At 59.5% G+C, this 26,999-nt stretch carries 22 protein-coding genes; 9 read left to right on the top strand and 13 right to left on the bottom strand.

What is annotated here, in order from left to right:
- Nucleotides 1-126 precede the first annotated feature (126 nt).
- From AC07OF_RS06965 to AC07OF_RS06950, 4 genes are all read right to left on the bottom strand, one after another.
- Nucleotides 127-1,461: an imelysin family protein gene (locus AC07OF_RS06965; protein WP_495072692.1), complete on the bottom strand. Its 1,335-nt coding sequence runs from the start codon at nucleotides 1,459-1,461 to the stop codon at nucleotides 127-129.
- 149 nt (nucleotides 1,462-1,610) lie between these two features.
- Nucleotides 1,611-3,692 (bottom strand): putative bifunctional diguanylate cyclase/phosphodiesterase, encoded by a 2,082-nt coding sequence (locus AC07OF_RS06960; RefSeq protein WP_425313495.1) that lies wholly within the window; start codon nucleotides 3,690-3,692, stop codon nucleotides 1,611-1,613.
- Between the two features lie 236 nt (nucleotides 3,693-3,928).
- Entirely contained in the window at nucleotides 3,929-4,525 is a 597-nt protein-coding gene (locus AC07OF_RS06955) for a superoxide dismutase (RefSeq protein WP_038607326.1), read from the bottom strand.
- Between the two features lie 188 nt (nucleotides 4,526-4,713).
- Nucleotides 4,714-5,313 carry a LysE/ArgO family amino acid transporter gene (locus tag AC07OF_RS06950; protein ID WP_038607328.1) on the bottom strand — a complete coding sequence of 200 codons (600 nt, stop codon included), beginning with the start codon at nucleotides 5,311-5,313 and terminating at the stop codon, nucleotides 4,714-4,716.
- 123 nt (nucleotides 5,314-5,436) lie between these two features.
- Here AC07OF_RS06950 and AC07OF_RS06945 point away from each other — a divergent pair, with 123 nt between their 5' ends.
- From AC07OF_RS06945 to AC07OF_RS06935, 3 genes are all read left to right on the top strand, one after another.
- Nucleotides 5,437-6,327 carry a LysR family transcriptional regulator ArgP gene (locus tag AC07OF_RS06945; RefSeq protein ID WP_157191264.1) on the top strand — a complete coding sequence of 297 codons (891 nt, stop codon included), beginning with the start codon at nucleotides 5,437-5,439 and terminating at the stop codon, nucleotides 6,325-6,327.
- A 49-nt stretch (nucleotides 6,328-6,376) separates the two neighbouring features.
- Nucleotides 6,377-7,372 (top strand): NAD-dependent epimerase/dehydratase family protein, encoded by a 996-nt coding sequence (locus AC07OF_RS06940; protein WP_157191265.1) that lies wholly within the window; start codon nucleotides 6,377-6,379, stop codon nucleotides 7,370-7,372.
- 88 nt (nucleotides 7,373-7,460) lie between these two features.
- On the top strand, nucleotides 7,461-8,303 hold the full coding sequence (locus tag AC07OF_RS06935; protein WP_157191266.1) for an ATPase: 843 nt from the start codon (nucleotides 7,461-7,463) through the stop codon (nucleotides 8,301-8,303).
- Between the two features lie 113 nt (nucleotides 8,304-8,416).
- Here AC07OF_RS06935 and AC07OF_RS06930 read toward each other — a convergent pair whose 3' ends face one another.
- From AC07OF_RS06930 to AC07OF_RS06920, 3 genes are read right to left on the bottom strand one after another with little or no spacing between them, the layout of a single operon-like run.
- Nucleotides 8,417-9,466 carry an alkene reductase gene (locus AC07OF_RS06930; RefSeq protein ID WP_157191267.1) on the bottom strand — a complete coding sequence of 350 codons (1,050 nt, stop codon included), beginning with the start codon at nucleotides 9,464-9,466 and terminating at the stop codon, nucleotides 8,417-8,419.
- A gap of 17 nt (nucleotides 9,467-9,483) precedes the next feature.
- Nucleotides 9,484-10,653, bottom strand: a complete 1,170-nt coding sequence (locus AC07OF_RS06925) for an MFS transporter (protein WP_157191268.1) — start codon at nucleotides 10,651-10,653, stop codon at nucleotides 9,484-9,486.
- Nucleotides 10,654-10,666: 13 nt separating this feature from the next.
- The gene (locus tag AC07OF_RS06920) at nucleotides 10,667-10,969 is read right to left on the bottom strand and encodes an ArsR/SmtB family transcription factor (protein ID WP_038607345.1); all 303 of its coding nucleotides are present in this window, start codon (nucleotides 10,967-10,969) and stop codon (nucleotides 10,667-10,669) included.
- 153 nt (nucleotides 10,970-11,122) lie between these two features.
- On the opposite strand from AC07OF_RS06920, the gene AC07OF_RS06915 reads away from it, so the two are divergent.
- On the top strand, nucleotides 11,123-11,704 hold the full coding sequence (locus AC07OF_RS06915; RefSeq protein ID WP_157191269.1) for an acyl carrier protein phosphodiesterase: 582 nt from the start codon (nucleotides 11,123-11,125) through the stop codon (nucleotides 11,702-11,704).
- Here AC07OF_RS06915 and AC07OF_RS06910 read toward each other — a convergent pair.
- Together AC07OF_RS06910 and olsB are read right to left on the bottom strand one after the other, a co-directional pair.
- Nucleotides 11,701-12,489: a lysophospholipid acyltransferase family protein gene (locus tag AC07OF_RS06910; protein ID WP_476446573.1), complete on the bottom strand. Its 789-nt coding sequence runs from the start codon at nucleotides 12,487-12,489 to the stop codon at nucleotides 11,701-11,703. The two genes, AC07OF_RS06915 and AC07OF_RS06910, sit on opposite strands and share 4 nt — an antisense overlap.
- On the bottom strand, nucleotides 12,489-13,244 hold the full coding sequence (gene olsB / locus AC07OF_RS06905; RefSeq protein ID WP_038607354.1) for an L-ornithine N(alpha)-acyltransferase: 756 nt from the start codon (nucleotides 13,242-13,244) through the stop codon (nucleotides 12,489-12,491). Before olsB ends, AC07OF_RS06910 begins: the two co-directional genes overlap by 1 nt.
- 133 nt (nucleotides 13,245-13,377) lie before the next feature.
- Between olsB and AC07OF_RS06900 the strand changes: the two genes are divergently transcribed.
- Genes AC07OF_RS06900 through AC07OF_RS06880 form a run of 5 tightly spaced genes read left to right on the top strand, consistent with a single transcriptional unit; the run spans nucleotide 13,378 to nucleotide 17,487 of the window.
- Nucleotides 13,378-14,265, top strand: a complete 888-nt coding sequence (locus AC07OF_RS06900; RefSeq protein WP_157191271.1) for an acyl-CoA dehydrogenase middle domain-containing protein — start codon at nucleotides 13,378-13,380, stop codon at nucleotides 14,263-14,265.
- A gap of 42 nt (nucleotides 14,266-14,307) precedes the next feature.
- On the top strand, nucleotides 14,308-15,408 hold the full coding sequence (locus AC07OF_RS06895) for a serine hydrolase domain-containing protein (RefSeq protein ID WP_157191272.1): 1,101 nt from the start codon (nucleotides 14,308-14,310) through the stop codon (nucleotides 15,406-15,408).
- Nucleotides 15,405-15,701 carry an amidase gene (locus AC07OF_RS06890; RefSeq protein WP_157191273.1) on the top strand — a complete coding sequence of 99 codons (297 nt, stop codon included), beginning with the start codon at nucleotides 15,405-15,407 and terminating at the stop codon, nucleotides 15,699-15,701. The genes AC07OF_RS06895 and AC07OF_RS06890 overlap by 4 nt, the downstream gene beginning before the upstream one ends.
- A gap of 45 nt (nucleotides 15,702-15,746) precedes the next feature.
- Nucleotides 15,747-16,328 (top strand): YceI family protein, encoded by a 582-nt coding sequence (locus AC07OF_RS06885; protein ID WP_038607365.1) that lies wholly within the window; start codon nucleotides 15,747-15,749, stop codon nucleotides 16,326-16,328.
- Nucleotide 16,329: 1 nt separating this feature from the next.
- On the top strand, nucleotides 16,330-17,487 hold the full coding sequence (locus tag AC07OF_RS06880) for a phospholipase D-like domain-containing protein (protein WP_157191274.1): 1,158 nt from the start codon (nucleotides 16,330-16,332) through the stop codon (nucleotides 17,485-17,487).
- Between the two features lie 138 nt (nucleotides 17,488-17,625).
- Here the strand turns inward: AC07OF_RS06880 and AC07OF_RS06875 are convergent, their stop codons facing one another.
- The 4 genes from AC07OF_RS06875 to AC07OF_RS06860 form a co-directional block, all read right to left on the bottom strand.
- Nucleotides 17,626-20,031 carry an RHS repeat domain-containing protein gene (locus AC07OF_RS06875; protein WP_157191275.1) on the bottom strand — a complete coding sequence of 802 codons (2,406 nt, stop codon included), beginning with the start codon at nucleotides 20,029-20,031 and terminating at the stop codon, nucleotides 17,626-17,628.
- A gap of 29 nt (nucleotides 20,032-20,060) precedes the next feature.
- Nucleotides 20,061-22,826 carry an RHS repeat domain-containing protein gene (locus AC07OF_RS06870; protein ID WP_157191276.1) on the bottom strand — a complete coding sequence of 922 codons (2,766 nt, stop codon included), beginning with the start codon at nucleotides 22,824-22,826 and terminating at the stop codon, nucleotides 20,061-20,063.
- 102 nt (nucleotides 22,827-22,928) lie between these two features.
- Nucleotides 22,929-23,936, bottom strand: coding sequence for a hypothetical protein (locus AC07OF_RS06865; RefSeq protein ID WP_495072691.1), 1,008 nt, complete (start codon nucleotides 23,934-23,936; stop codon nucleotides 22,929-22,931).
- Between the two features lie 76 nt (nucleotides 23,937-24,012).
- Nucleotides 24,013-26,802, bottom strand: a complete 2,790-nt coding sequence (locus AC07OF_RS06860) for a hypothetical protein (RefSeq protein WP_495072690.1) — start codon at nucleotides 26,800-26,802, stop codon at nucleotides 24,013-24,015.
- Between the last annotated feature and the right edge of the window lie 197 nt (nucleotides 26,803-26,999).

Here is a 26,999-nt window from a genome sequence, read left to right as displayed (position 1 = left end):
AGGATCATGGAATAAGAGGGATTTGCGTTTGCTAGATGAAATCTGTTTGCGGCTGCTGGCCCCGCGATAAATTGACGCATAAAAAAAGGCGACCCGCAGGTCGCCTTTTTTGGCCCAGCCGCTGAATCAGAATTCGTGATCAGCAGTATCCGGGTTGAGGTTGGCAATACCCAGCTTGCCGGCAGCCTGTTCGATTGCGCCGGTCTGCTTGACCAGCGAAGCGATGGCGTCGCGGACGATCTGGTTGCCGGCGGTGTTGTCGGCAGCGATCAGCTGGTCGTAGTGCTCGCCCTTGAGCGCGTGGTCGACAATGACCTGGATCTTCGCTTCAGTGGCTTCAAGGTCGGCCTTGAGGGTTGCGTCGGTGGCCGGATCGATCTTGGCCACCAGCGACGACAGGCTCGGGCCGGTCAGCTTGGTACCGTCAGGACGGGTGTACTCGCCGAGGTAGACGTTGCGGATGCCCTTGGCGTCGTAGAAGTGCGAGTAGTGGGTGTTGTCGCTGAAGCAGTCGTGCTCGTCTTCAGGCGAGTTGGCTTCCAGGGAAACCTTCATGCGCTCACCCGCCAGTTCACCCAGCGACAGGCTGCCCATGCCGAACAGCATTTTGCGCAGGCCATCGGTCACAGGCTCGGCTTCAAGCGTGGCGCGATAGTTGGTGGCGACGTTTGGTGCCCAGTTGCCGACCATGTCTTCGAGGTCTTTGACCAGCAACTGGGTCACAGCCTTGAGGTAGGCGCGGCGACGTTCGTTGTGACCGCCAGTGGCGCCTTTGCCTTCCAGGTAGTCGGAGGCCGGACGGGCGCCAGCGCCTGGGCCGGTGCCGTTGAGGTCCTGGCCCCAGAGCAGGAATTCGATGGCGTGGTAGCCGGTGGCGACGTTGGCTTCGGAACCGCCCAGCTCATTCAGGCTGGCGAGTTTTTCCGGGGTGATTTCCTTGACGTCGATCTTGTCTTCGCCGACCTGGATCTCGGTGTTGGCGATGATGTTGGCCGAAGCACCCGGGTTGCCCAGGGCGTGCTCGTAGCTGGCGTCGACGTAGTCGATCAGGCCTTCGTCCAGCGGCCAGGCGTTCACCTGACCTTCCCAGTCGTCGACGATGGTATTGCCGAAACGGAACACTTCGCTCTGCAGGTAAGGTACGCGAGAGGCCACCCAGGCAGCCTTGGCGGCTTTCAGGGTTTCGTCGTTGGGTTTGGCGAGGAACGCGTCGATAGCGGTCTGCAGGGTCTTGGCGGTGCTCAGCGAGTCGCTGTAGACGGCGTGAACCATGTCGGCGTAATGCTTGACCACCGCCTTGGCAGCGGCCTCGTCGACGGCGCCTGCCGCAGCCGGGGCTGCTGCGCTGGTAGCCGGGGCCTGGGCTTGCGGTGCGGCGGCCTTGTCCTTGTCGTCGCCGCAACCGGCGAGAGAGATGGCAATGGCCAACAGACTGGCGGTGGCCAGAGGCATACGAATCATGGTGAATTCCTGCGTCGAGAGGTTGGACAGGCGTACCGGGGTACGCAAAGCTGCAACATAATGCGAAAGATTTGCATTTTGTGTAAAGAGGCAGTCACGTAAATATTCAAATGCGTGTTTTCGCCGCTTGGTTCAATGTCTTCAGGGGTTTAGAGAATCGAAACCTGATTGCGTTGCGCTTGCTTGAGGAACACCGTCAGCTCGCGCGCCGGTAGCGGTTTGCTGTAGTGGTAGCCCTGACCTTCATGACAGCCCTGGGCGATGATGTAGGCCTCCTGCTCTGCGGTTTCCACGCCTTCGGCGATAACCTGCATGCCCAGGCTCTTGCCCAGCTGGATGATGGCGCGAACGATGGTCGCATCGTCGTCGTCATCGAGCAGGTCCTGGACAAAGCTCTTGTCGATCTTGATCTTGTCCAGCGGCAGTGATTTCAGGTAACTGAGCGAGGAATAGCCGGTACCGAAGTCGTCAATGGCGATCAGCGCACCGGACCGACGCAGGCTCAGCAGGTGCTGGGCGGCGGTGCTGATGTCTTCCATCAGGCCGGTTTCGGTCACCTCCAGCTCCAGGCTGCGCGGCGGCAGACGATAGATTTGCAGCAGGTTGTTGACCACCCGCGGCAGTTCATTGTGGTGCAGTTGCACGGTCGACAGGTTGACCGCCATGCGCAATTCGCTGAAGCCCTGGTCGTGCCATTCGCGCAGTTGCCGACAGGCCTGGTCGAGCACCCATTCGCCGATGGCAATGATGTTGCCGTTCTGCTCGGCGAGGGGGATGAACTGGTCCGGCGGGACCATGCCCAGTTCCGGATGCTGCCAGCGCAGCAACGCTTCGACACCGACCACACGGTGGTCGCGATAGCTGATCTGTGGCTGGTAGACCAGGTACAGCTGATTGCGCGGCAGGGCTTCGCGCAGGTCTTTTTCCAGCTCGCGGCGGCGGCGCATTTCGCTGTCGACGCTGGCGATGTAGAACTGGTAGCGGTTGCGCGAGCGGGTCTTGGCCAGGGTCATGGTCTGCTCGGCTTTTTGCAGCAGCTTCTCGGTGCTGTCGCCGTCTTCCGGGAACAAGGTGATGCCGATGGTGGCGCGCAGGCGGATTTCCTGGTGGTCGAGGGCGAAGGGGGCTTCCAGGTCGTCGAGAATGCTCTGGGCCAGTTCCGCCGCTTCGTACGGTTGCTCGATATCGGCCTGGACCAGGGCGAACTGATCGCCGCCCAGGCGCGCCAGGGCGCCGAGCCGTCCACTGTGGGCGCGCAGACGATCGGCCAGGGCCAGCAGCAATTGATCGCCGGCCTGGTAACTGAATTGCTCGTTGATCCCCTTGAAGTCGTCAAGGCCGACGCACAGCACCGCGACCCGGCGCTGCAGGCGACCGGCATCGACCAGGATCTTGTCCAGTTGCTGTTGCAGTTGCTGGCGATTGGGCAGGCCGGTCAGGAAATCGTACTGGGCCATGCGCTGCAGGCTGTTTTCGGCCTCGTGACGCAAGTGTGTGTTGCGCTCGATCGATGCCAGCAACTGGTTGGCGGTATTGACCCACACGCCCAGTTCGTTGCGCTCGTGGCCCTTGATCAACGGCAACTGGTGCTGGCTGGGGCGGTCGGGATTGATCTGGGTAAGGTGTTCAATGATCTTCGACAGCGGCTTGGTCAACATCCAGTGATAGACCAGGTACAGCACCAGGCCCATGGCCAGGGCGCGCAGAACCCCGGAAATAAAGATGATTACCGAATTGACCAGGAAACCTGCGCCGTAGGACGCCGTGTCGAGGGTGATGCTCAGGTCGCCGTAATATTCGCTGTAGGGACCACGGCCGACCAGTTGTGTGTTGAAGGTGCGCTCCTGGCCGAGGATCAGGTCGGTCAACCAGCGCGTGCTCGACTCCTGCAATGGCCGGGATTTCTCCGCGAGCATGGTTTCGTTGGGATGGCCGATGGAGGCCATGCGCACTGATTCGTCCTGGAACAACCCCTCCATGACCTGCATGCCCATTTCCTTGTCCAGGCTATAGACCGCCTGGGTGGAAGGGTCGCGGAACATGTCGAGGATTCGCTGGGCGTCACTGGCCACTGCCTGACGGGTCTTGTAGGCATCAAAGACGATCTGCGCACAACTGAGAACGACACCAACCACCAGTGCCGAGAGCAGTACGACCCTGAGCAACTTGACCGATAAGCTGTTTTTGAGTTCCAGCTTCAATGGGGTTTCCTTAATCCATGCGCATGGCATCATTTTGCCATCATTCTTGGCAATCCACTATCGGCCGCTGACAGAACATACCCCACCCGCGAGGTGATGGTATTGCTGCTATCACTGTATCGGTTGCCCGGCCTTGCGACTTTAATCCTGGAAGCAAACTTCCCAAGGTTTGATGTTAGCGCGGTATCAGTTTCGGGCAAGAGCCGGACCGCGTGAGACAGGCGAAAAAAAACCCGGACAAGCCGGGTTTTTTTGCCGCAGTTTGCTTAAGCGGTGAAGGTCTTGCCTTCGAACTGCTCGGCAACGAACTTCCAGTTGACCAGGTTCCAGAACGCCTCGACGTATTTTGGACGCAGGTTGCGGTAGTCGATGTAGTAGGCGTGTTCCCAGACGTCGCAGGTCAGCAGCGGGGTGTCGCCGCTGGTCAGCGGGCAGCCGGCGCCGATGGTGCTGGCCAGGGCCAGGGAACCGTCAGCCTTTTTCACCAGCCAGCCCCAGCCGGAACCGAAGGTGCCGACGGAAGTCTTGGTGAACTCTTCCTTGAACTTGTCGAAGGAGCCGAACGCAGCGTTGATGGCATCAGCCAGGGCGCCGGTAGGCTGGCCACCGGCGTTTGGCGCCAGGCAGTTCCAGTAGAAGGTGTGGTTCCAGACCTGAGCGGCGTTGTTGAAGATACCGCCCGAAGAGGACTTGACGATCTCTTCCAGGGTTTTGCCTTCAAACTCGGTGCCTGGCACCAGGTTGTTCAGGTTCACGACATAGGTGTTGTGGTGCTTGTCGTGGTGGTACTCCAAGGTTTCCTTGGAAATGTGCGGCTGCAGGGCGTCGTGTGGGTAAGGCAGCGGCGGCAATTCAAAAGCCATGGTGATTCTCCTAATCAGGTCTGTTGCGGTGAGCGCAAGGCCGATCACGGGCGGCCGGTGTGCGTCGGGGAGTTTGTACTCTTTGCGACGCAAGGGCTGGATCATAGCACCCGGCCCTGTGCTTAACCACGCAACAAGTGTACGGGAAAGAGGTTCCAGAGCCTTTGCCAGCGCCAGACCAGCGGTGCTCAGGTGAAGATCAGCTGCGCCGCCACGGCGAACATCATTACCGCCACCATCAGGTCGAGCAGACGCCAGGTGCCGGGGCGTGCCAGCCAGGGCGCAAGCCAGGCGGCGCCGAGGGCGAGGGTGAAGAACCACAGCAGCGAGGCGCTGGCCGCACCGGCCACGTAGGCACCGGGCTCGGTCTGCTGGGCACCCAGCGAGCCGATCAGCAACACCGTGTCCAGATACACATGGGGGTTGAGCAGGGTCACCGCCAGGGCGCTGAGCAGCACCGCCCGGCGCGAACGCAGGCCCTGGCCTTCACCCTGTTGTAGGCTCTGTTGCGAACAGGCGCGCAGCAACGCCTTGCTGCCGTACCAGATCAGGAACACCGCGCCGCCCCAGCGTGCCACCGCCAGCAAGGTCGGGTTTTGCGCCAGCACCGAGGCCAGGCCGAATACCCCGGCCGCCACCAGAATGGCATCGCAGAACACACAAAGTGCGGCTACCGGCAAATGATGTTCACGGCGCAGGCTTTGCGCCAGGACGAATGCGTTCTGGGTGCCGATCGCCATGATCAGGCCGAAGGCGACCAGCAGGCCGTTCAGGTAGCTTTGCCACATAGGAGACGCTCCACAGACACCAGCAGGGCGCTGGCGGATAAAACCAAAAAAGATGCTGGCGATTCTGGGGGGTGAATCTGTATAAGAAAAACAAATAAACCTGATCTGGCATTAGGAAAAATAATGTTCGACTACAAACTGCTTGCCGCCCTCGCCGCGGTCATCGAACAGGCCGGTTTCGAACGTGCGGCGCAGGTGCTGGGGTTGTCGCAATCGGCGATTTCGCAACGCATCAAGCTGCTCGAAGCACGGGTCGGGCAACCGGTGCTGATACGCGCCAATCCGCCCAGCCCGACGGATGTCGGCCGGCGCCTGCTCAACCATGTACAGCAGGTGCGGCTGTTGGAGCGCGATCTGCAAAGCCAGGTGCCGGCGCTGGACGAGGAGGGCATGCCCGAACGTTTGCGCATCGCCCTCAACGCCGACAGCCTGGCCACCTGGTGGGCAGGGGCGGTCGGTAGGTTTTGCGCCGACCAACAGGTTTTGCTGGACCTGGTGGTCGAGGATCAGGAGGTCGGTCTCAAGCGTATGCGGGCGGGTGAGGTGGCGGCGTGCCTGTGTGGTAGCGAGCGTCCGGTCGCCGGTGCGCGCAGCATACTTTTGGGGGCCATGCGTTACCGTGCCCTGGCCAGCCCGGCGTTCATGGCCCGTTACTTTGCCGAAGGCTTTGATGCCAGGCGTTTGCCGCGCACGCCGGCACTGGTGTTCGGCCCGGATGATTTTCTTCAGCATCGCTATCTGGCATCGCTGGGTATCGAAGACGGCTTCCTGCATCACCTGTGCCCTTCTTCCGAGGGTTTTTTGCGCATGACCGAGGCCGGTCTGGGCTGGGGACTGGTGCCGGAGTTGCAGGTGCGTGAGCAACTGGCCAGCGGACGTCTGGTAGAAATTTCAGCGGATAAACCCATCGACGTGCCTTTGTACTGGCATCATTGGCGTAACGGCGGACAACTGCTCGGGCAATTGACCGAACACCTGCATCAGACCGCCCGGCAGTGGCTAGTGCCGTTGTAAGGTCTGGCAGCGTCAGCAGCATCTGAAAATTGGTAAGGCGGAGTGGTACATGCGAATTCTGGTCACCGGCGCAAGCGGCTTCATTGGCGGGCGCTTTGCGCGCTTTGCCCTGGAGCAGGGCCTTGAGGTCCGGGTCAACGGCCGGCGCGCCGAAGGGGTCGAGCACCTGGTGCGGCGCGGGGCACAGTTCATCCCCGGCGACCTTGGCGACGCGGAACTGGCCAGACGCCTGTGTCAGGGCGTCGATGCCGTCGTGCACTGCGCCGGGGCCGTGGGTAACTGGGGGCGCTACCAGGACTTCTACCAGGGCAATGTGGTGGTCACTGAAAATGTGGTCGAAGCGTGCCTTAAAGAGCATGTACGGCGCCTGGTGCACCTGTCGTCACCGTCGATCTACTTCAACGGGCGTTCGCAGCAGAACATCCATGAAGAGCAGGTGCCGCGACGCTTTTATGATCACTACGGGGCCACCAAGTACCTGGCCGAACAGAAAGTCTTCGGCGCCCAGGAGTTCGGTCTCGAAGTCCTGGCTTTGCGCCCGCGCTTCGTCACCGGGGCCGGTGACGTCAGTATTTTTCCGCGTTTGTTGCAGATGCAGCGCAAGCGCCGCCTGGCCATTATCGGCAACGGCCTGAACAAGGTCGATTTCACCAGTGTGCAGAATCTCAACGAGGCGCTGCTGAGCGCGTTGTTCGCCGATGAACAGGCGCTGGGTCAGGCCTACAACATCAGTAACGGTCATCCACTGCCGTTGTGGGATGTGGTCAACTATGTGATGCGCCAGATGCAGTTACCGCAAGTCACCCGTTACCGCTCGTTTGGCCTGGCCTACAGCCTGGCGGCGCTCAACGAGGGAGCCTGTATGCTTTGGCCTGGGCGCCCACAGCCGACCTTGTCGCGCCTGGGTATGCAGGTGATGAGCAAGGATTTCACCCTGGACATCAATCGCGCCCGGCAGCTATTGGACTACCGGCCCACGGTCAGCCTGTGGACCGCGCTGGACGAGTTCTGTGGCTGGTGGAAGGCTCAAGACCTGCAACAGTGAACCGGCACGCGGGTTTGCGGTCGATCAGTGCGCGGTGTAAGCGGTTTATACTAGTGCCCATTTGCTATTACTGCGGTTGAAGGCTCTCATGCGTAACGATGCTCAAGACGATTTCGACAATGTCCCGACTCTGCGTGCCGGTACCCGGGATGACGATGACTTTGACCCCTTGCCGCCAGGCGCTGGCCTGATTGCCGGTGGTGCGCGCAAAGCCCCGCGGGCGGCCAGCACCGGGCCATTGTGGGCGCTGTTGGGGGCGTCCTTCATTGCCCTGGCCGGGCTTGGCTGGTGGAGCTTCCAGCAGGTGTCGTTGATGGAGCAGCAGCTGGTAGCGACCCAGGAGAGTTTTGCCCGGATCAGCGAAGAAGCCGCGGGACGCCTGCAGGCTATCAGTGGCAAGGTCGATGCCAGTGAGTCCAACGTCAACAGCGGCAGCGAAGCCTTGAAGCTGCAGATCAAGCAGCTGCAGGCCAACCTTGTCGAGCAGAGCAAGCAGCAACAGGGCGTTGCCGGGCAGGCGGGGGATCTGGGCAAGCGCCTTGAGCAAGTATTGGCGCAGGCCACCGAGCAGCAGGCAGCGACTGCCAGGCTGCAGGCTGAATTGCAGACCCAACTGAAAGCGGTGAATAGCGAACTGGCGGCCTTGAGGGCGGCTCAGGTGGACGGCGGCAAGCTCGACACCCAGATCAACAGCCTTGCTGGCGAGGTTGCCGCGTTGAAGAAACAGGGCAATCCGAGTGCGGCCATCGAGCGCCTGGAACAGGATCTGCTGGTGCTCAAGAGCGAGCAGGAGAATCGTCCGGCGACGCCGGCAGCCAGTGGTGCCTCGGTTGCCGAGTTCGATGCGTTTCGCCGGCAGATGACGCGCAGTCTCAATACCTTGCAAAGCCAGGTGCAGAACCTGCAACAGCAGATCAATGCGCAGCGTTGATTGAGTTTGAATAGGGCCGCTTTGCGCCCCATCGCCGGCAAGGCCGGCTCCCACAACACAATCTGTGGGAGCCGGCCTTGCCGGCGATGGGGTGCGTAGCAGCCCCAGGATTCCTACATCCGCGGATAGTCGATGTAACCGACCGGCCCTTTGCTATAGAAGGTCTCAGGATGCGCGGCGTTCAACGGTGCATCCGCTGCCAGGCGGGCCGGCAGGTCCGGGTTGGCGATGAACGGCACACCGAAGGCCACCGCATCCGCCCGGCCGCTGGCCAGCGAAGCATTGGCACTGGCCTTGGTGAAGCGTTCGTTGACGATGTAAGGGCCAGCGAAGGCTTCCTTGATCAACGGCCCGATGCTGTCGTCAGCTTCCTTCTCCCGCGAGCAGATAAAGGCAATTCCGCGCTTACCCAGTTCACGGGCTACATAAGTAAAGGTTTCGGCGCGATTGGCGTCACCCATGTCATGGGAATCGGCACGTGGCGCCAGATGCACGCCCACGCGTTGCGCACCCCACACGTCGATCACCGCATCGGTCACTTCCAGCAGCAGCCGTGCACGGTTTTCCAGCGAACCACCGTACTGGTCGCTGCGCTGGTTGGTGCTGCTCTGCAGGAACTGATCGAGCAGGTAGCCGTTCGCGGCATGCACTTCGACACCGTCAAAACCGGCAGCCTTGGCGTTCTCGGCACCGGTGCGGTAGGCCTCGACGATATCGGCGATTTCTTCCGTTTCCAGGGCCCGTGGCGTCGGGTAGTCGGCCAGTGGGCGGACCAGGCTGACGTGGCCTTTAGGCTGGATTGCGCTCGGAGCCACCGGGGTCTCACCGTTGAGGTAGAGCGGATGCGAGATGCGTCCGACATGCCACAGCTGCAGGAAGATCCGCCCGCCGGCGCCATGGATGGCCTTGGTGACGTTGGTCCAGCCGCGCACCTGGTCATCGGACCAGATACCCGGAGTGTCCGGATAACCGACGCCCATTGGCGTCACCGAAGTGGCTTCGCTGAGGATCAGGCCGGCGCTGGCACGTTGCACGTAGTACTCGGCCATCAACGCGTTGGGTACCCGGCCTTCATCGGCGCGGCAGCGGGTCAGCGGAGCCATGATGATGCGGTTCGGCAATTCGAGGTCGCCGAGGGTGATCGGATCGAAAATAGTCGTCATATAAACCTCAAGGCTGATCAGTGAGTGGCAGGTGCCAGTTCGGCGTTGTTGCCGCGCTGGCTGAAGGTAATCAGGGTGACGATCAGGGCCAGCACGGCCAGTGCGGCGGCGGCCAGCGGAACGCGGGTCAGGCCCAGTCCTTGCGCGATGACCGTGCCGCCGACCCAGGCGCCGAGGGCGTTACCCAGGTTGAAAGCGCCGATGTTCAGGGTCGACACCAGGTTCGGAGCGGCCTTGCCGAAGGTCACCACGTTGACTTGCAGGGCCGGTACCGCGGCGAAGGCGGCCGTGGCCCAGAGGAACAGGGTGATCTCGGCGGGGATCAGGGCAGCGCTGGTCCAGCTCAGTACGGTGGAGACCACCGCCATGCTGGCGAACACACCCACCAGGGTGGCGCCCAGGCGCTTGTCGGCCAGCTTGCCGCCAACGATGTTGCCCAGGGTCAGGCCGACGCCGATCAACAGCAGGGTCCAGGTCACGCCCCGCGGCGAAACACCGGTGACATCGCCGAGCAGCGGTGCGACGTAGGTGAACAGGGCAAACATCGAGGCCGAGAACAGCACGGTCATCGACAGCGACAGCCAGATTCCAGCGCCCTTGAGCGCCGCCAGTTCGGCGCGCATGTCGAGTTTTTCCTCGTCATGGCGAAACGGCAGGAAACGGATCAGGCCGATCAGGGCGATGACACCGATCACCGTCACTGCCCAGAAGGTCGAACGCCAGCCGTACTCCTGACCCAGCGCAGTGCCCAGCGGTACACCGAGCACGTTGGCCAGGGTCAGGCCGGTGAACATCAGGGCCACCGCCGAGGCACGGCGATTGGCCGGTACCAGGCTGGCGGCAACCACCGAGCCGATGCCGAAGAAGGCGCCGTGACAGAGGGCGGTGACCACCCGGGCGAACATCAGCAGGTTGTAGTCGCTGGCCACCGCACACAGCAGGTTGCCGACGATGAACACGCCCATCAGCGCGATCAGGGCGGCTTTGCGCGGCAGCTTTGAGGTGGCCAGGGCCATGAATGGCGCACCGATGGCCACGCCCAGGGCGTAACCGGTGACCAGCCAGCCGGCACCGGGAATCGACACCCCGAGGTCCGCCGCGACATCGGGCAGCAGGCCCATGATGACGAACTCGGTGGTGCCGATGGCGAAGGCGCTGAGCGCCAGGATGATTAGCGAAAGGGGCATTGCAAGGTCCTTGTCAGAGCTCTTGGCTCATCTGCTTGAGGAAGGCCTGGATGGTTTCCTCATTGCGTTTGAAAAAATGCCACTGTCCGATCTTCTGGCTGCTGATCAGCCCCGCGCGTTGCAAGGTAGCCAGGTGGGCCGAGACCGTGGACTGCGACAAGCCGCAGCGTTGGTCGATCTGCCCGGCGCAGACACCGTGCTCGGTGCTGTGGTGCTGGTCAGGGAATTGCACGTCCGGGTCTTTCAGCCAGTTGAGGATTTCTCGCCGTACTGGGTGGGCCAGGGCTTTTATTATTTCGTCGAGATCGAGAGGCATGGTTGGGCTCATGGTTGTGTAGCGGTATATCGCGATGGAGCGAAATATAAATCGGTATTTCGCGATATACAAATATGAAGATGTTCTTGGACCCGCGTAAATCGCTATATCGGGTTATAACGATATGGGCAGAGCCAGTGCTAGACTGCATGGATGAACTACCTCGCACACCTTCACCTGGGCGGCCAACAACCCGAGCAACTGCTCGGCAGCCTCTATGGGGATTTCGTCAAAGGGCCGTTGGCCGGGCGTTTTCCCTTGCCGCTGGAAGCGGCGATCCGCCTGCACCGGCAGATCGATGTATTCACCGACAGCCATCCGCTGGTGTTGCAGTCTCTCGGGCGCTTCCCGCGGGAGCGGCGGCGCTATGCCGGGATCATCCTCGATGTGTTCTTCGACCATTGCCTGGCGGCCCATTGGCAGGACTATGCCGAACAACCTCTGGAGCAGTTCACCGGCCGGGTCTATCAGGTGCTGGCGGCGCAGGCGGACCTGCCTGGCCGGCTGGCGCAGATCGCGCCGTCTATGGCGGCAGATGACTGGCTGGGTTCGTACCGTGATTTTGCGGTGCTGGAGCAGGTGTTCCGCGGCATCGCCAGGCGCTTGTCACGCCCCGAAGGGATGGACGGCGCCCTCGAGCTGGTCGATGCGCTGTATGCGCCGTTGATGGATGACTTTCGCAGCTTTTATCCCGAGCTGCAGGCCTTCGCCGGCAAGGCCCTGGCTCGGGTTTAGGCGGCTTTGGCCCGGCGTTGTGGTTGAGCAAGCGGCTGCTCGGCGCCAAACAGCGCCACCTGAATGGCTTGCTGGGCCTTGAACGCCAGGGCAGCGCGTTCTTCGCCAGCACTTGGGATCGGCTGCAACAGCTTGATTTCCACTTCGCCACAGTCATTGGCAAACAGCCGCATCAAGTGCGAGAGCAGGTCGTCGTCACCGATGAACGGCGCGATTGCATCGGCCTGGCCATCGCGCAGGTAACGCACGGCCACCGGTTGCAGCGGCACCTGGGTATCGATGGCGCTGGCCAGCAGGCGGCCGTGGAAAGTGCGCAGGCTGCGGCCATCGGTGGTGGTACCTTCCGGAAAGATCAACAACGCGCCGGCCTGTTGCAGGTGCTGGCTGATCTGTTTGCGCAGTAACTGACTGTCGTTGCCGCCACGGCGGATGAACAGCGTGCCGGCCTTGAGCGCCAGCCAGCCGGCCACCGGCCAGCTGCGCACTTCGGCCTTGGACAGGAACGACAGCGGGGTGAGCATGCCCAGCAGCGGAATGTCGGTCCAGGACACATGGTTGCTGACCCACAGCATCGGCTGGTGCGGCACCTGGCCAAGCACCCGGACCTTGAAGGGCAGGGCGTTGCTCAACTGGCGCATGAACAGTTGCGACCAGCGCTGACGGCGTTCGGCCGAGGCTGGAATATGCAGGCGTTCATACAGGCTGAACAATGCCGCCATACCCAGGCCGAACAGCACCACCAGCACTACCCGCAGGACGCGTGCGAAGACGCGCAGGCCCCGCATCAGACCGCCGCCTTGAAGTGGCGGGCGTAGCGCGGGCAGAGTTCGTCGCGCTTGAGCAGGATGAATACGTCGGCGACCTGGAAGTCTTCATCCCAGCACGGCTCGCCGCAGATCTTCGCGCCCAGGCGCATGTAGGCCTTGAGCAGCGGCGGCATTTCGGCGATGACATTGCCGGGCAGGGCCAGGCTCGGCAGCGGCTTTTTCGGTTCGGCACGCAGGTGTTCGGTGCACAGGTAGCGTTCGCGCAGACGTTGCATGATCGCATGGGCCTGGACGCCGCCGTCCTGCATGGGAATGCTGGCGCAACCCATCAGGTAGCTGTAGCGCCCTTCATTGAGCACTTCGGCCAGTTCCGCCCAGAGCACGGCGATGGTGCCGCCATTGCGGTAGGCCGGGTCGACACAGGTGCGCCCCAGTTCGAGGATCGGCCCCTGCAGGTGGCCAAGGCCATGCAGGCTGAACTCTTCTTCACTGTAGAAACGCCCCAGGCTGCTGGCGGCCTGGTGGTCGAGCAGGCGAGTGGTGGCGACCAGGCGACCGCTATTGAGGTCGCGCACGCCGATGTGACGGCAGTGAATGTCGTAGTCATCCATGTCCAGGCCCAGCTCGGCACCCTTGAGCTTGGCCTTGAATTCACCGCTGAAGACGCTGAAACGAAGGGCCTGTGCTTCCTGCAGGGCGCTTGGCCCGACCAGGCGTTCGGCTTGCAGACGGCGTTCAGTGCTGTTGTCGCTAGAGCGAGCGATCCGAGTCATTACGAGTCTCCATAAGCCAGCCATGGGGTTGCGGCCGGTCGACTTTGTTGTGCAAGCTCAGCCTAGGTAGACGCGGTGTCACCCCCATGAATCTTTGGTGATGCTTGTATGACAGCCCTCAAGGAGCACGGCGATGGTCTGGCTGCAACGACTCAACGACCCACAGCGGCATCCCCTCTCAGATGATCTGGGCGAGACCTACAGCAGCCTGCTGGCGTGTCTGGGCCCGGTCAGCCCGTTCGAGCTGGCGGTACTCGGCGGGCGCGCCATGCCGACCCCGGGGTTGGCGTTTCTGCTTGGCTACCAGGCGGCCTTGCGCATGCTCTGGCCGAGTGCCCCGGCCAGTATTGGTGCCTTGTGCGCCAGTGAGCGGCGCAGCGTGCGCCCGGCCGACATGCAGGTGCGCCTGGATGACCTGCGCCTGACCGGCAGCAAGGATTTCGTCACCGCCGGGCTGGATGCCGACTGGCTGTTGGTGGCGGCGCGCAGCGAGCCTGCGGGTGAGGCGCCGCAAGTGAGTCTGGCGGTGGTCTATCCCGGTGAACCCGGCGTGCGCCTGGAGCCATTACCGGCCTTGCCGCTGATGCCGGAAGTCACTCATGCCCGCCTGCACCTGGACCAGGCACTGTGCGAGCGTTTGGCCGGCGATGGCTGGGATGCCTACGTCAAACCGTTCCGCACCCTTGAAGACCTTTATGTGCTCAGCGCCCTGTGTGCCTGGTTGTATGGCGTCGGCCAGGACAACGCCTGGCCGCAGGGCTTACAGTTGCGCCTGATCGGATTGCTCGGTGGCTGCGCCGAAGGCAGTCGGCAATGTGCCGACTCCACGGCGTGTCATTTGCTGCTCGGCGGCCTGTTTGCCCAGTTCAGCGCGCTCAAGGACGAAATCAACCAGGCTTTGAGCAACAGTTCCGGCGAGTGGGCGACGCTGTGGCAGCGTGACCAGGGACTGCTGGAGATCGCCAGCGCCGCCAGGGCCAAGCGCCTGGCCAAGGCCTGGGCCAGCGCCGGATTGTCATGAAATAGAGCTAGTCTGGGCAGACTTGGTCTTGTGAGACGGCGGATGAACAAAGTGCTGCTGGGGGTGTTGCTCAGCCTGGTTTTCACCAGTGTCCCGGCGCTTGGTCAGGAGACCTGGCCAGATCCAGACTGGCCGCGCGCAGCTGATACCAACAACCCGGCCTGGCGCCAGGTGCAGGCCTACGCCTTTGCTCCGCGTGACGACAGCAGCCGTGAAGGTGTGCGCACCGACGCTCTGGTGGTGATCAAGGCAGGGCATATTGTTTACGAGCACTACGCTGCTCCGACGACCGCACAGACGCCACACCTGGCCTGGTCCATCAGCAAGAGCGTGCTGGCTGCGCTTTTGGGGGTAGCTCATGGTGAGGCGCGCTTTGCCCTCAATGACCCGGTCGCGCGCTATTACCCGCCCATGCAGGCCCATCCCCAGGTTCGTCTGCAAGACCTGCTGCACTGGGCCAGCGGCCTGGACTGGCAGGAAGACTACGAATACGCGCCGCTGCATTCCTCGGTGGTGGCCATGCTCTACACCCGGGGCCGCGCCGATATGGCCGCATACACCGCTGCCCGGCCGGCAGCGGCTGAGCCGGGCCAGCGCTTTCTCTATTCCAGTGGCGACAGCAATGTCCTGGCGGCAGCCTTGCGAGCGATGGTCGGGCCTGAGCGGTACCGGCAGTATCCCTGGGATGCGCTGTTCACGCCGTTGGGCATCACCTCGGCGGTCTGGGAGCGGGATGCCAGCGGTACGCTGGTCGGCTCCTCCTATCTCTACATGAGCGCCCGCGACCTGGCGCGCATCGGCTTGCTGATGCTGCGCGACGGTCGCTGGCAGGCTCGGCAACTGCTGCCCAGGGACTGGGTGGCGTTCAACCGCAGCCTGTTTGCCAAGGCTGCCGCGCAACCTGGTGAGGCCAATCCCGGCGGGCATTGGTGGCTCAACCAGCCGTTGCCCGGCGCAGCGCGGCCCTGGCCTGATGCGCCGGCCGACACCTTTGCGGCCTTGGGGCATTGGGGCCAGGCCTTGTATATGCTGCCTGATGAACAACTGGTAGTGGTGCGCTACGCCGATGATCGTGATGGCCGCTTCCAGCATAACGAACTGCTCAAGCGGATACTGGCGGCGCAGGCCGGAGGGCGCCCATGATGCGCTTGCTGCTGGGGCTGCTGTTGCTGGCGGGCGCCTGGAGCTGGTACGAGCGCCAGGCCCTGGCGGACTTTACCGGGATTCTCAGCGCTTATTCGGCCAAGGAGTATTGTTCCTGCCGTTTTGTCATGGGCTTCGACGCGCCTTACTGCCAGGCCTATGTACGCCAGTACCTGCCACTGAGCCGGCTTGAGGAAAATGCCCAATCCCGCCAGGTCACCGCCGTGGGGCTGGGCGTTGAGCGTCGTGCGCGCTGGCAGGGTGCACGTGAGGGCTGCGGCTTGCTGCCGTGAAGGCAGCCGGGTAAGGTTGACGGCTTCTGTGTTACAGGATTTCTCATGTTCTCTCTGCCCCGTCTTCTCCTGGCCTTGCTCGTGCTGCTGAGCTTTTCCGCCCAGGCCAACTGGCACCTTGATGGCGAGTCGTCACGACTGTCGTTCATCTCCAGCAAAAATGGCGATACCGCCGAAGTCCATCGTTTCCTGGTGCTACACGGCAAGGTCGATCGCAAGGGCGCGGCCGAGCTGATGATCGAGATGGATTCGAACAACAGCAGCGTGCCGCTGCGCGATGAGCGCATGCGCAAGGAGCTGTTTGATTTTGCCGGCTATCCGGAGGCCAAGGTTCGTGCCCAGATCGATCTGCGGCCGATCAATGATCTGGCTAACGGTGCACAGGTCGAATTGCGCTTGCCCGTGACGGTTGAGCTGCGTGGCAAGGAACATAGCTACAGCGCCTTGCTGTTGGCCACGCGTCTGGACGAGCGACGCTTCCAGGTGGTGACCCTGGAGCCATTGATGTTGCGGGCCGAAGACTTTGATCTACTGCCGGGCCTGGAGACTTTGCGCAAGCTGGCCGGGCTCAAGTCCATCAGCCCGTCGGTGCCGGTGTCTGCGGTATTGATCTTCACGGCGCGTTGATATGGCCGGACCGGTCTTTCCCTGGCGAGATGGCAACCGGTTCGAGTTATTGATCGACGGCCCCGAATTTTTTCCGCGCATGCTCACCGCCATTGTGCGGGCCGAACAGCAGGTCGACCTGGAGCTGTACCTGGTGGAGGCCGGCGCCTGCGCCGAAGCCATGGTCCAGGCGCTGGTGCAGGCCGCCGGGCGCGGTGTGCAGGTGCGCTGCCTGTTCGATGACTACGGTTCGCTGGCGTTCACCCTGAATCTGCGCCAGCGCCTGATCGCCGCTGGCATCGAACTGCGCTGGTACAACCGCCTGCGCTGGCGCCGGGGTTTTCGCAACCTGTACCGTGACCACCGCAAATTGCTGGTGGTCGACCAGAGCTGGGCGGTGGTCGGCGGTACCGGCGTTACCGACCAGTTCTGGGTGCCTGACGAGGCAATCAGCGAATGGCACGAGGTGATGGTGCAGATGCAGGGGCCGCTGGTGGCCGACTGGCAGATGCTTTTCGATCGTCAGTGGCGCGCCAACCTGCGGCGTACGGCCTGGCGGCCACCGACGCATTTTGGCCTGCCGCGCCTGCCTCATGTACCCGATAGCGGCGAGGGCATGGGCCGGGTGGCCTATGCCGATGCCCGCCAGCACCGGGATATCCTGCAATCGCTGGTGCGCGCGTTGAACAGCGGGCAACGGCGGATCTGGCTGGCCACACCGTACTTTTTACCGACCTGGAAAGTCCGCCGCTCCCTGCGCCGGGCTGCTGCCAACGGTGTTGATGTGCGCCTGCTGCTGACCGGCCCGCGTACCGATCATCCTTCGGTGCGCTATGCCGGGCATCGCTATTACCCGAGGCTGATGCGTGCAGGAGTGAAAATTTTCGAGTATCAGCCGTGCTTTTTGCACCTGAAGATGGTGCTGGTCGACGACTGGGTGAGCATCGGTTCGTGCAATTTCGACCACTGGAACCTGCGCTTCAACCTTGAAGCCAACGTTGAGGCGCTCGATCCGCCGCTGACGGCGGCGGTGGCTGCGAGCTTCGAGCGCGATTTCGCCCAGAGCCTGTGCATCGACCTGGCCCATTGGCATGCGCGGCCGTTGTGGAAGCGGCTGCAGCAGCGTTTGTGGGGCTGGCTGGATCGGCTGGTGGTCAATCTGCTTGATCGGCGTGACTAACCGGTAGTGATTACCGCCCGCCGCCCTCGACACTGGGCTGGCGGCCGAGGGGTGGAGGGTTTGGTTAGCCATGCGCAGGTTCAATTTCTAGCTCCATTATCTATGGCATGGTGCAGAATAGGTGGGGGCGGTCAAGCGCTAGTGAAAGTACAATCGGCTGGTGGCATATCGCCTATTCGATTTATCAAAAAACGGACTTTTTGCGCCGAGTAGTCTGTCCCAAAGAGGGAGCCGCTCGGTTGGTAGCGTGTTTGAGTTATAGTAGGGTGATACCGAAAGTTTTGTATTGTACGGCCGTTTAGCAAGATATATCGAGTTGTCATACCCTTGAACTGTGCGTTTCACTACTTGGGAGACGCGTTTAGCGGCACCCGAAGTACCTCCCCTGCAGGCCAACAAAATGATGCCTTTGTCTTGCGGGTAATTTATGTCGTCCAGCCATGGTTTGATACTTTCCGCGGCAACTTTTTCTGCACTTTTATATGTTCCTTTGGTGCTCATTAGTTTACCCGATCTTAATCCATGGGTTTCAAATGCCGCGATGTTCTGGCCTAGGAAATCGTCGTGAAATCGTACGTGCTCTGCGACCCAGGAATTCTCGAATGTTGTATCAGGCCCGCGGGGGCCTTTGGCAGGTTTGCTGAGTTTCGACATCCCTCGCCCGGGAACCTTGTTCAGTTTCCCCGCTAGCTTCGCCACCGCCATCGGCGCCATCTCCAGTGCACTGCCTGCCAATCCTGTTCCTAAGGAAATCCAGCCTAGGGCGCTGGCAGCCTTTTCATCCTTGCCGGTGGCTTCCATCAAAGCCCCGGCCGCGCCACTGGCCGCGGAAATGGCACCCAGGGTGGTGACGCCCATGGCGATGACGCCGCTGGCGGTAAGGGCAGCGAAATTGCCAACGGCAATCGCCGCAAAGGCCGGGGCAGCGGCACCGAAGCTGGCGACGACAGCGGCAATGCCGAGGGCCGTACCGACGCCGGCTAGCACCCAAGTCCACCAAGCATGCCCGTCTGGATCGACGCGGTTGACCGGGTCGCCCCCGCAGTAGGCATAGGGGTTGAGGCCGCCGCGGCCGAACGGGCTTTCGCTGTCGGGGCTGAGGAAGATCATCAGCAACGGGTCATAGGGCCGGTAGCCGGCGGGAATGTACCAGCCGCTGAGTGGTTCGCGGCGTTCGCCGGTGTAGCCATAGGGGCTGTTGGCCTCAGCTTCGGGCTCGACGCCATGCGCCGAGTAATGGCGGCTACGCACCTTGCTGTCGGCTTCGATACGCACGCTGCCCTGGGCGTCGCTGCCGAGCAGGGTGGTGCGCTGGCGCACGCCGTTGGTGATCCTGTTCAAGGCGAACAGGGTACCGCCGTCGCCAATGCGCTCGAACACCTGGTTAGCGGTCTGTTCATGGGTCGGTTGGCCACCGCTGAAAAAGCTGCGGCTGAGGTCGCCGTCGAGCACACGGTCGCTGAGGTTGCCGCTGGGGTCGTAAGCGTAACGGCAGACCTTGCCCAGGTAGTCGACGCGGATCAGGCGGTCCTGGGCGTCCCAGGTCATGCGGCGGCCAAGACTGTCTGCGATGACCCGACCGCAGGCGTCGTAGGTCAGCTCGATGCGTTTTGGCCAGGTAGGATGGGTGTGGCTGATGGCGCTGACCTGGGTCGGATCCTTGGCGTTGCTGTAAGTGTATTGCGCGGTGTCTTCGCTGTCGTCGGCAAAGGTACTGACCACCTCGTCGTAGCCATCGAGGAGGTTGAGGGTGAAGACCTGTTTGATGATGCGGTTGCCGAACGGGTCTTCGGGCGCCACGCCTGGCTCGGCGGTGTAGGTTGTGAGTCGTCCGCGCAGGTCATAGGCGAAGGTTTCCTTGCCCTGGCGGGTAGCGTCCTGCCAATGACGCGATTCGAGCTGATCGAGGTCGGTGTAGGTGAGGGTCTGTACGCTGGTCCGGGTGGCACTGCCGACGGTCGCGGCGAAGGTGCGGGTGTGCTCGCGGCCAAGGCTGTCGTAGGTCAGGGTCAGGGTCAGGCGGTTGCTGCTGTCGGTGGTGGTGAGCACCTCGGGGCGGGAGAAGTCGTCGTAGGTAAACGCGGCGGTGACGTTGCCCGTTACCACTTTTACCAGTCGACCCAACGCGTCGTGGTGGCGCTGGTGGTCAGTGCCGTTGGCATCGACGAAGCCGAGCAGTAGGCCGCCGAGGGAGTGGCGCCAGGTGGTGGCGTGGTCCTTGCCGTCGACAGTCCAGGTGTCGCTCAAGGGCTTGCCTGAGGTGGTGTAGGTCAATTTCTGCATGCCGAGCGGGCCACTGACGGATGCGATCAGGCCCAGAACTTTGTCGTAGGTGAAGCTGTTGGCCGCCTCACCGACGGGGTGGATCCTCTCTACCTGATGGTCCAGTTCAGGCACATAGGTGAAGTCGATGCGCTTGCCATCAGGGAGCGTATTGGCGCTAGGTGGCATTTGGCCGGGCTGGTACTCGAAGGTCGTAGTCCGTCCGCCAACGTCGACGCTGAGTTGACGGCCGAGGCCGTCAAAGGTCTGGCTGCCCAGCAAATATGCAAGTTTTGCCAAGCTTGAACTATTCACGACAACTCCTTCCCGCCAGCCGATGCCGGCTCGACCGTTATCGATTCAGGATGATCGCCATCGCTGTGTGCCAGATACTTCCAGACCACTGCAGTGCCGTCGGGCATTGTTCGTCGAATGATGCGCGAGTAGGCGTCGTACTCGAAGACTGTTTTGATTTGCGCACCCACAGTGGGTTCGACACATTGTTCGATAACCCGGTCGAGCCCATCCCGCGTGTAGTGGGTAGTTCGGACCAGTCGCCCGTTGTCGTCGTAGAGTTCTTCTCGCAGAGGGCTGCCTGCCACGTTGCTGAAAGTGACTTGTTTGCTGCTGAGTTTGCCTGTTGGGCTTTCTTGCCACTGTTCAGTGCGCAACGCAATCGGGTCGTGGAGGCTATGGCTGATCACACCGGTCGGGCCTACCTGTTTCTTGACGCTGCCCCAGTCGTCGTAATCGGTGGTAATGGTCAGCTTCAGCAGCGGCTCGGTCTGGCCCGCGCACCAGTCCCAGGTGGTTTTTTCCTTCTCCCGCCCCAACGCATCGTAGACGCTGGCTGCCACATCAAAGAATTTCGCTGGATCGGCAGGGTTTTCTGGCGGGTTGTCGATGTCTTCCATCTGTACCAGAACGACCCGACCGCGGCCATCTAGCCAGGATCTCTTGCGCTGTTTGGTAGCGTCCCGTTCCTCCAGGCCGACGCTAGGCTTGCTCGGATCGGCGCCAATGATCGTCGGGGCGTTGTCCTCGACGAAGCTGTCCTGCAGGTGGTAATTACAAGTGCGCTCGGCTTTGAAGTCGGTGTCTGGGGCAATCTTGGTGTGGACGACGCGACCAAGCTCATCGTATTCATACTGGGTCTTGACGCCGGCGGGGCTCAGTTCCAGTACAGTGAGGCCGGTGATCAGTGAGCGTTCATCCTGGGTACACGAGCTGTTCAGTTCGTTAGCTTCAAAGCCTTTGATGGTTACGCTTGTGCGCAGCCGCGCAGCAAGAAACTCATAGTCGAATTGCGTGACAGTGGTTTTTCCACCCACAGTAGTGCTTGCTGTGGTTTGCCTGCCGTAGTGTGGACTTTTCGCGTCGAGTTCATAGTCCTGGGAGGTTTTTTCCAGAAGGTTGGTGTCATCCCACAACTCTTCCACGGTGACCAGGGAAAATGGAGGTTCACCTGCGATCAGCGAGGGCAGGTCCACATAGACATAGTTCGTCGAGAGCGTTGGTGCGCCACCGTGCACTCCGCGTTGCTCGATGATCGCCTTCAGTTGCGCATCCTTCCCGTGGTCTGCCTGGTCGGCTACTAACTGGTTGATTTTTTCCAGGCTGGAAGGGGTCACGGTTTTCTTTTTCAGGCGCCGCACCATCCCCGAAGCGTCGCGCGGGCATTTACCGGGCTCGCCTGCAACCGGGTAGTACTCACTGCGTTCCTCAACGCCGGTCGGGTAGCGGGTGTGCAAAATGTTGCCGTAGTCGTCGTATTCGTATGTCACCTGCTGGCTTCGCTCAGCCTTGGTTTTACCATTGATCCAGGTGGTTTTGACATCGTGGGGTAACTGACACGAGGGTTTCTGATTATCCCAGCTTTCTTCCGGGTCGATGCCGTATGTGGTTTCGACTTTCACCTCACAATCACCCGCAACGGTCGTTTCGAGTGTCTGTAGGTGAAACCTGTTCCAGGTTCGGGTGATAGTGCTCAGCACCCGACCTGTGCGGTCTTGCTGCATTTCAGTGACGGAATATTCATAGTCCTTGTTGACTTGGTATAGGTTGTCCCGTCCATCTTCCCAAATGAAACCAACGGAGCTACCGAATCCAAGGAAGTTAGAATTACCCAACCATTCATAAGTTCGATAAAGCGTTGAATCTGCTCCGCCAGACCGATGGCTCCAGCCTGTGACTCGCGGCAGCCATTGGTAAGGCGCCCCCTCGCTAAGTTCGTGACCAAATTGCGACCAGTCGATTGTATCCTCTGCGCCCAGCGGCCCAGTTATCGATATGGGGAAAATCAGCTGCTGCTCATGCCCGACAGGCAGTGACTCATACGAAAATCTGAACGGCTTGTCGATACCTTGCAGATAGACAGACTCCAGTACATCATTAAACAAACTGAAGCGAACCGACGTTTCTTTTAAATCGTCAAGTGTGAGATAGACCACGAATTCATGTTGGGCCACTTCAACTCTCATCAGGGTGCGGGTTTCATCCTTTATCTCGCGTAGCATGTCGGAGTCTTGAGTCGATAACCAGTCCAGTGTAAGTCGGCGACCTTCAGGGGAGCGCAGTTCGTCTAGTAGGTAGCGGCCTGTTTTTCCCGCTCTCTTTAGGATCTCGACTTCCCCGGACTTATGTTCCACCCTGAAACGTTCCCCACTTAGAACCGTAACCTTTAATACCTTGAGCTTTTGGTCGCTGAACACCAATTCACCGCCTACCCCCCAATTCGATTTTTCAGCATCGATAGCGAACTGCTCACCTGAGGTCAGGCGCAATGAAGGAACGTTGCCGTCATTCACCAACATCGAAAGCAATATCGACCAACCCAAGCCGTATCCTTGGTCTCGCTGGGAGCTTAGTGAACTAAAGCCCCAGGTGACGGCCAGTGACGGGCCCGAGAGGTTGTTAGCCAGCAGGGACGGCAAGCTGATTGCAAGGTTGAACTGCCCAGTCCGAGGATCCACGGCGGACTGAACAACGCTGAGGAAGTTATTTGCCTGCGAGTAAATACCTCCAGCAGTAGCTGCAGTGGGCGGAGAATATTTAATGGCTTCGATGGATTCAGACATGTTTCTTCACCGCCCTATGAGTGTAATAAGCGCTCGCAAGCGTTACAGCCAATACGCTAGTGAAACATTTTCCTCGAACGCATTTGACATGCAAACTAGACTTCAGTCTGCTGCATTGACGGTAACGTCAAGTAGCACATTTACCCTTTGCCCGTCTTCGAATCTAAAACTCAATGTGTGCTTGTTGCCTTGGCTGTCATAAGCGCGAATTGTGCACGGGCCTTCGCGCCCGGATGGCGGGTTACCATCATAATAATATTCGATATTATTTGCGCCTTGCAGAAGGATTACCACTTTATCTTGGGTGCTGGAAGTTACGTTCTCTCTTGCTGTAAATGAGTCTCCAAGCGTAAAGCCTTGATATTGTACTTTTCGTTCACCTACGCCGGCGATTCCCACATGGGTAGCCCATGTTTGGCCAATCTCCTTTCGGTCCCAGCGGATCATACCTTTTTTATCATTATCCTCAAAAGCTGACTTGACAAATCTGAATCGCTTGAGAGATACCGAGTGCTCATGAACAAACAAGTCTTCCGGCACGCCACTATCGCTGTGGGCTAGGTTGAACTGATAGTGATCAGGAAAATTGAAGGCTGGTGGCCTCTTGGCTTCCAAAATAACAGACGACGAAAAAGGTGTATTATCGCTGGTATATGTATATTTCGGTTTCGGTTCAGTCTCGCCAGGATCTTTTTCATGTTTTGTTATTTTTGCGTACAGCTTGAGCACTGCTCCATGGTTATCGCCGGTATAAATATAGTAGCTCTTGGTTATTGACTTCAGCGCAGCAGGTACGGCGCCGAGACTCTCTTTGTTGTCCTCAGCAGCACCCTCGAAATAGTCGTAAAGCGGGTCCTTTGAGTCAGTGCAATGCCATTTTAATTCACCTGGATTAGTGGGGATTTCAATGTGCTCACCCTTATTATTTATGTACACAATTACAAGACTCTCCACCTCCTCATCCAAAAAAGTCAGATCGCCTTTCGCCTCGACAGTAAGGTTGATTTTTACTGGCTGTCGAGTGTTGTTATAAAGGTAATTAGAGGCAGATCCAAGCTCTATTTTGAACTCAGTCAACCAATCCCTGATCGGCGGGTTGTTTTTGCTCATGGCATACTGCCTCTTGTGCTTAAATAATTTTAGCCTTTGAGTAAGGGCGTAATATTGGGCGTGCTTGGTGTGCCTTTCAATTGGGACCGGCAGTACTGCTTAAGTCCAAATCTATCGCTCGGCGCAGGTGCCTCACCCAAACAGGGTGTAGGACGCCACAGGTATCGTGGTACGTAACCTGAACTGATTCACCTTGTTCCCCATAAACGACATGGGCTGCAAACCTAAACGCATTGGCTTGGCCCTTAATTGGATTGGCGCGTATGCGGCCGACCCACGCGGGATGAAAGTCAGAGTTGTAGTCACGCCATGTTTTTCCATAACTCCAGGCGGTTTGGTATCGAGTCCACTCTCCTTTGGGCATTTCATTTCGGCGGCGGACATGCAATCTGCCGTTTGGATTGTCAGGGTGGTCGCTGTAACAAATTTGGTAACCCTGCGGCAGACTGATTCTGTAATTTATATAGCTGAAGTTGCGGGTCACGTTATGCTGCTCCGCCACCAAGAGGAAACTTTCCGGAAGAAAACGTGAATGTGAGGCTATTCCATAAATTGTTGCCGAACTGTTGGATTGGCCGTTTACTGTTTTCCCACCAGGCGCAAGATTTTTTTGATGTGTGGCAAACGTAACAGTGACCGATCCTTGTTTGGTAGTGATTTTCGCACCAATCTGTTGTTGGCTTAAGATTCGCGTGCTTACCCAGAACTCAACAGCGGAGTAGTTCTGCTGGGTAGAAGATTTTTTTTGCCCTGAGCTTCCGACAATGGCGTCATATCTACCCTTGGTTGGCGAGATGTCATAGCCTTTTGTCGATAGCTCTACACCTGTATCGTAATCTATCAGCACCACTCTTCGTGCTAACTCCTCCTTGGAAATTTGCACAGGCTGATTACGCGCATCAACAGCACCTACTACCACTACCACTCTGGTTTGATGTCGGCCATTGGTATAGACCGGGCACACGGTATTGTTAGTCTCGCTGCCCATACCTTTGACTTGAAACCATTCAAGTGATGTGAACGCTGTATCCGTGGTCTTGGTGGCTTTCGGCTCAGGCTTGGCCGTGAGGGTAACCATCGAATGAAAGGTGTTGCCCACGGAGTGACAAACGTTGTCTTTGTTCTTAGTGATCCTGCCCACTAGGTCGATGCTGCTGTAAGCCGCAGCTTGGGTATGAACGTAGAACTTCTTACAGGCCACCGTGCAGCAAGCGCTTGCCTTATTTAGGTCTGATTTTTCTACAGGTTTAGAATAGCGCCACGCTGCGGTCGAGTCTTCGAGGAGCGGTCTATAGGTACCGTCTGGGGTCAACTCGGCAAGCGTCAAGCTGTTCAGTTGTTCTTCGGTGATTATCTCGCCTTTATTAGCTTCAACGAAAAGCTCAATCAGTGCTTTTTGTTCGTCATTGTTGTAGAGCTGCTCATTGGCAGAGGTGACGTGAATCGAGAATTCACTCAACCAATCTTGCAGGTGCGTTTCGGCATCAGGCGTCAACTGCCCCGGTGCGGATCTGGCGTACACGCTCAGTCTGGTGCCCCAGTCGGCATGATCCGAGTAATGATGGGTCATCTCGTCTGTGCTGATTCTCGCTACCAAGTCGATAAAGGTACCCGCAGGCGCTTTGCTGTGAATGTGGAACTCCTTGCACCTGGCTGCTCCAGTAGACTTAGACTGGACATCAGGCTCGACTTCGATCGCATGAGAGTATCGCCAGCCTTCGGCCTTCGGCGATGCAGGAAGCGGCCGATAGACACCGTCTGGTTTCACTTCATAAAGCACCAGGCTGTCGAACTGCTCATCGGTGATTTGCTGGCCAGCCGCAGGTTCGACTATTACCTTGATCGCTATGTGCGGTTCGCCGTTGTTGTCCACTTGATTGCCGTCAGCGCCAGCTTCAATGGTGAATCGACTTAACCACGCTTCCAATGAATGATCATTGATGCCGGCAATGGCGGTGACGGACAATAGGTTGGGCTGATCAGGTTCAAGACGGAGGCTGATCTGATGCACGTTTCCATAATTATCCAATGCGGTGAATGCAAACGGTGTCTCGTCATTAGTGAGGGCTGCTCCACCGGCCAGTTGGCCGTCGCTCTGTAGGCGCACCACGATACCCTCGGTAATGTCAGGCTGGTGTAGTCTCAGGCCACTGCTCTTGAAACTATCGGGCAGGCCTACCTGCGCGGTGATCTTGCCACTGGCTGGGCCAGAGTACTCATGCACAAGTAATTTTGAGGCTGGGTCAGGGAGTGTGACGGCCACAAATTTTCGAAAATTTGCTTCAAGTGAATACTCATTTATGAAGCTTCCGTTTACATCAGGTTCATCGGTTTTGGTTCTTTTCCATTTATAGTCCTGGGGATATCGGCACTCGGGTGCGGCGCTGGCGAACACGATGACCGAAGAGCGGTATGCATCATGGTCAGAATAATATTCGGTATCTTTGTCTCCATTGGTCTTCGTGATCTTCGCCACTAACCTTATGGCGTGATTCGCAGGTGCATCGGCGTGTACATAAACTGTTTTAATTTCTTTCCGACCATCGGGTTTGGCCCAATCAGCATCTTCCCTTACGGGATCCAGACCGTGAGGGTGTAAATCGAAGCGAGGGTCTCGTTCAAGTGAGTATCGCCAACCTTGCGCATTGGGTTCCGTAGGAAGCGCCTTGTAGCCATCCTGCGTCAACTCGACAAGTGTCAGGCTATCACGCTGTTCACGGCTTATTTCCTGCCCTGATGCGGGATCGGCGATAAGTACGATGGGGAATTGTTGTTTATCGTTATCGTGTAAGAGTGGTATGGGGGAGCCGATGATAATTTGCAGGTTGGACAACCACGACTGGGGTGATGTTTGCTGACTGTTCACATTACGGGCCTCTAGGTAACTGAAGTATCAGTGGCCCGAAGATAATCCCAACACAGTAAAAGCACACCTGACAAAATTACTAGGTACGCCGCCTTGCTGAAGCAAGCGATTCGCAGATTGAATGGTCCGTTGAGCTGTTTTTGCCGTGGCTGGACTGATCCTTCAGGCATTGGCGGGGCGCGCAGCACAAACAAAAA

Source organism: Pseudomonas sp. GW821-FHT10B02 (assembly GCF_059415665.1).
The sequence above is the reverse complement of the archived record's forward strand: the minus strand, read 5'-3'. Positions and strand labels throughout refer to the sequence as shown.

Coding starts and splice junctions, on each gene's coding strand:
- AC07OF_RS06890 (WP_157191273.1), top strand. CDS start 15,405: ATGATGCGCTTGCTGCTGGGGCTGCTGTTGCTGGCGGGCGCCTGGAGC.
- AC07OF_RS06870 (WP_157191276.1), bottom strand. CDS start 22,826: ATGTCTGAATCCATCGAAGCCATTAAATATTCTCCGCCCACTGCAGCT.
- AC07OF_RS06900 (WP_157191271.1), top strand. CDS start 13,378: ATGGTCTGGCTGCAACGACTCAACGACCCACAGCGGCATCCCCTCTCA.
- AC07OF_RS06960 (WP_425313495.1), bottom strand. CDS start 3,692: ATGCCATGCGCATGGATTAAGGAAACCCCATTGAAGCTGGAACTCAAA.
- AC07OF_RS06930 (WP_157191267.1), bottom strand. CDS start 9,466: ATGACGACTATTTTCGATCCGATCACCCTCGGCGACCTCGAATTGCCG.
- AC07OF_RS06920 (WP_038607345.1), bottom strand. CDS start 10,969: ATGCCTCTCGATCTCGACGAAATAATAAAAGCCCTGGCCCACCCAGTA.
- AC07OF_RS06940 (WP_157191265.1), top strand. CDS start 6,377: ATGCGAATTCTGGTCACCGGCGCAAGCGGCTTCATTGGCGGGCGCTTT.
- AC07OF_RS06935 (WP_157191266.1), top strand. CDS start 7,461: ATGCGTAACGATGCTCAAGACGATTTCGACAATGTCCCGACTCTGCGT.
- AC07OF_RS06885 (WP_038607365.1), top strand. CDS start 15,747: ATGTTCTCTCTGCCCCGTCTTCTCCTGGCCTTGCTCGTGCTGCTGAGC.
- AC07OF_RS06895 (WP_157191272.1), top strand. CDS start 14,308: ATGAACAAAGTGCTGCTGGGGGTGTTGCTCAGCCTGGTTTTCACCAGT.
- AC07OF_RS06910 (WP_476446573.1), bottom strand. CDS start 12,489: ATGCGGGGCCTGCGCGTCTTCGCACGCGTCCTGCGGGTAGTGCTGGTG.
- AC07OF_RS06955 (WP_038607326.1), bottom strand. CDS start 4,525: ATGGCTTTTGAATTGCCGCCGCTGCCTTACCCACACGACGCCCTGCAG.
- AC07OF_RS06880 (WP_157191274.1), top strand. CDS start 16,330: ATGGCCGGACCGGTCTTTCCCTGGCGAGATGGCAACCGGTTCGAGTTA.
- AC07OF_RS06945 (WP_157191264.1), top strand. CDS start 5,437: ATGTTCGACTACAAACTGCTTGCCGCCCTCGCCGCGGTCATCGAACAG.
- AC07OF_RS06915 (WP_157191269.1), top strand. CDS start 11,123: ATGAACTACCTCGCACACCTTCACCTGGGCGGCCAACAACCCGAGCAA.
- AC07OF_RS06950 (WP_038607328.1), bottom strand. CDS start 5,313: ATGTGGCAAAGCTACCTGAACGGCCTGCTGGTCGCCTTCGGCCTGATC.
- AC07OF_RS06925 (WP_157191268.1), bottom strand. CDS start 10,653: ATGCCCCTTTCGCTAATCATCCTGGCGCTCAGCGCCTTCGCCATCGGC.
- olsB (WP_038607354.1), bottom strand. CDS start 13,244: ATGACTCGGATCGCTCGCTCTAGCGACAACAGCACTGAACGCCGTCTG.
- AC07OF_RS06965 (WP_495072692.1), bottom strand. CDS start 1,461: ATGATTCGTATGCCTCTGGCCACCGCCAGTCTGTTGGCCATTGCCATC.
- AC07OF_RS06865 (WP_495072691.1), bottom strand. CDS start 23,936: ATGAGCAAAAACAACCCGCCGATCAGGGATTGGTTGACTGAGTTCAAA.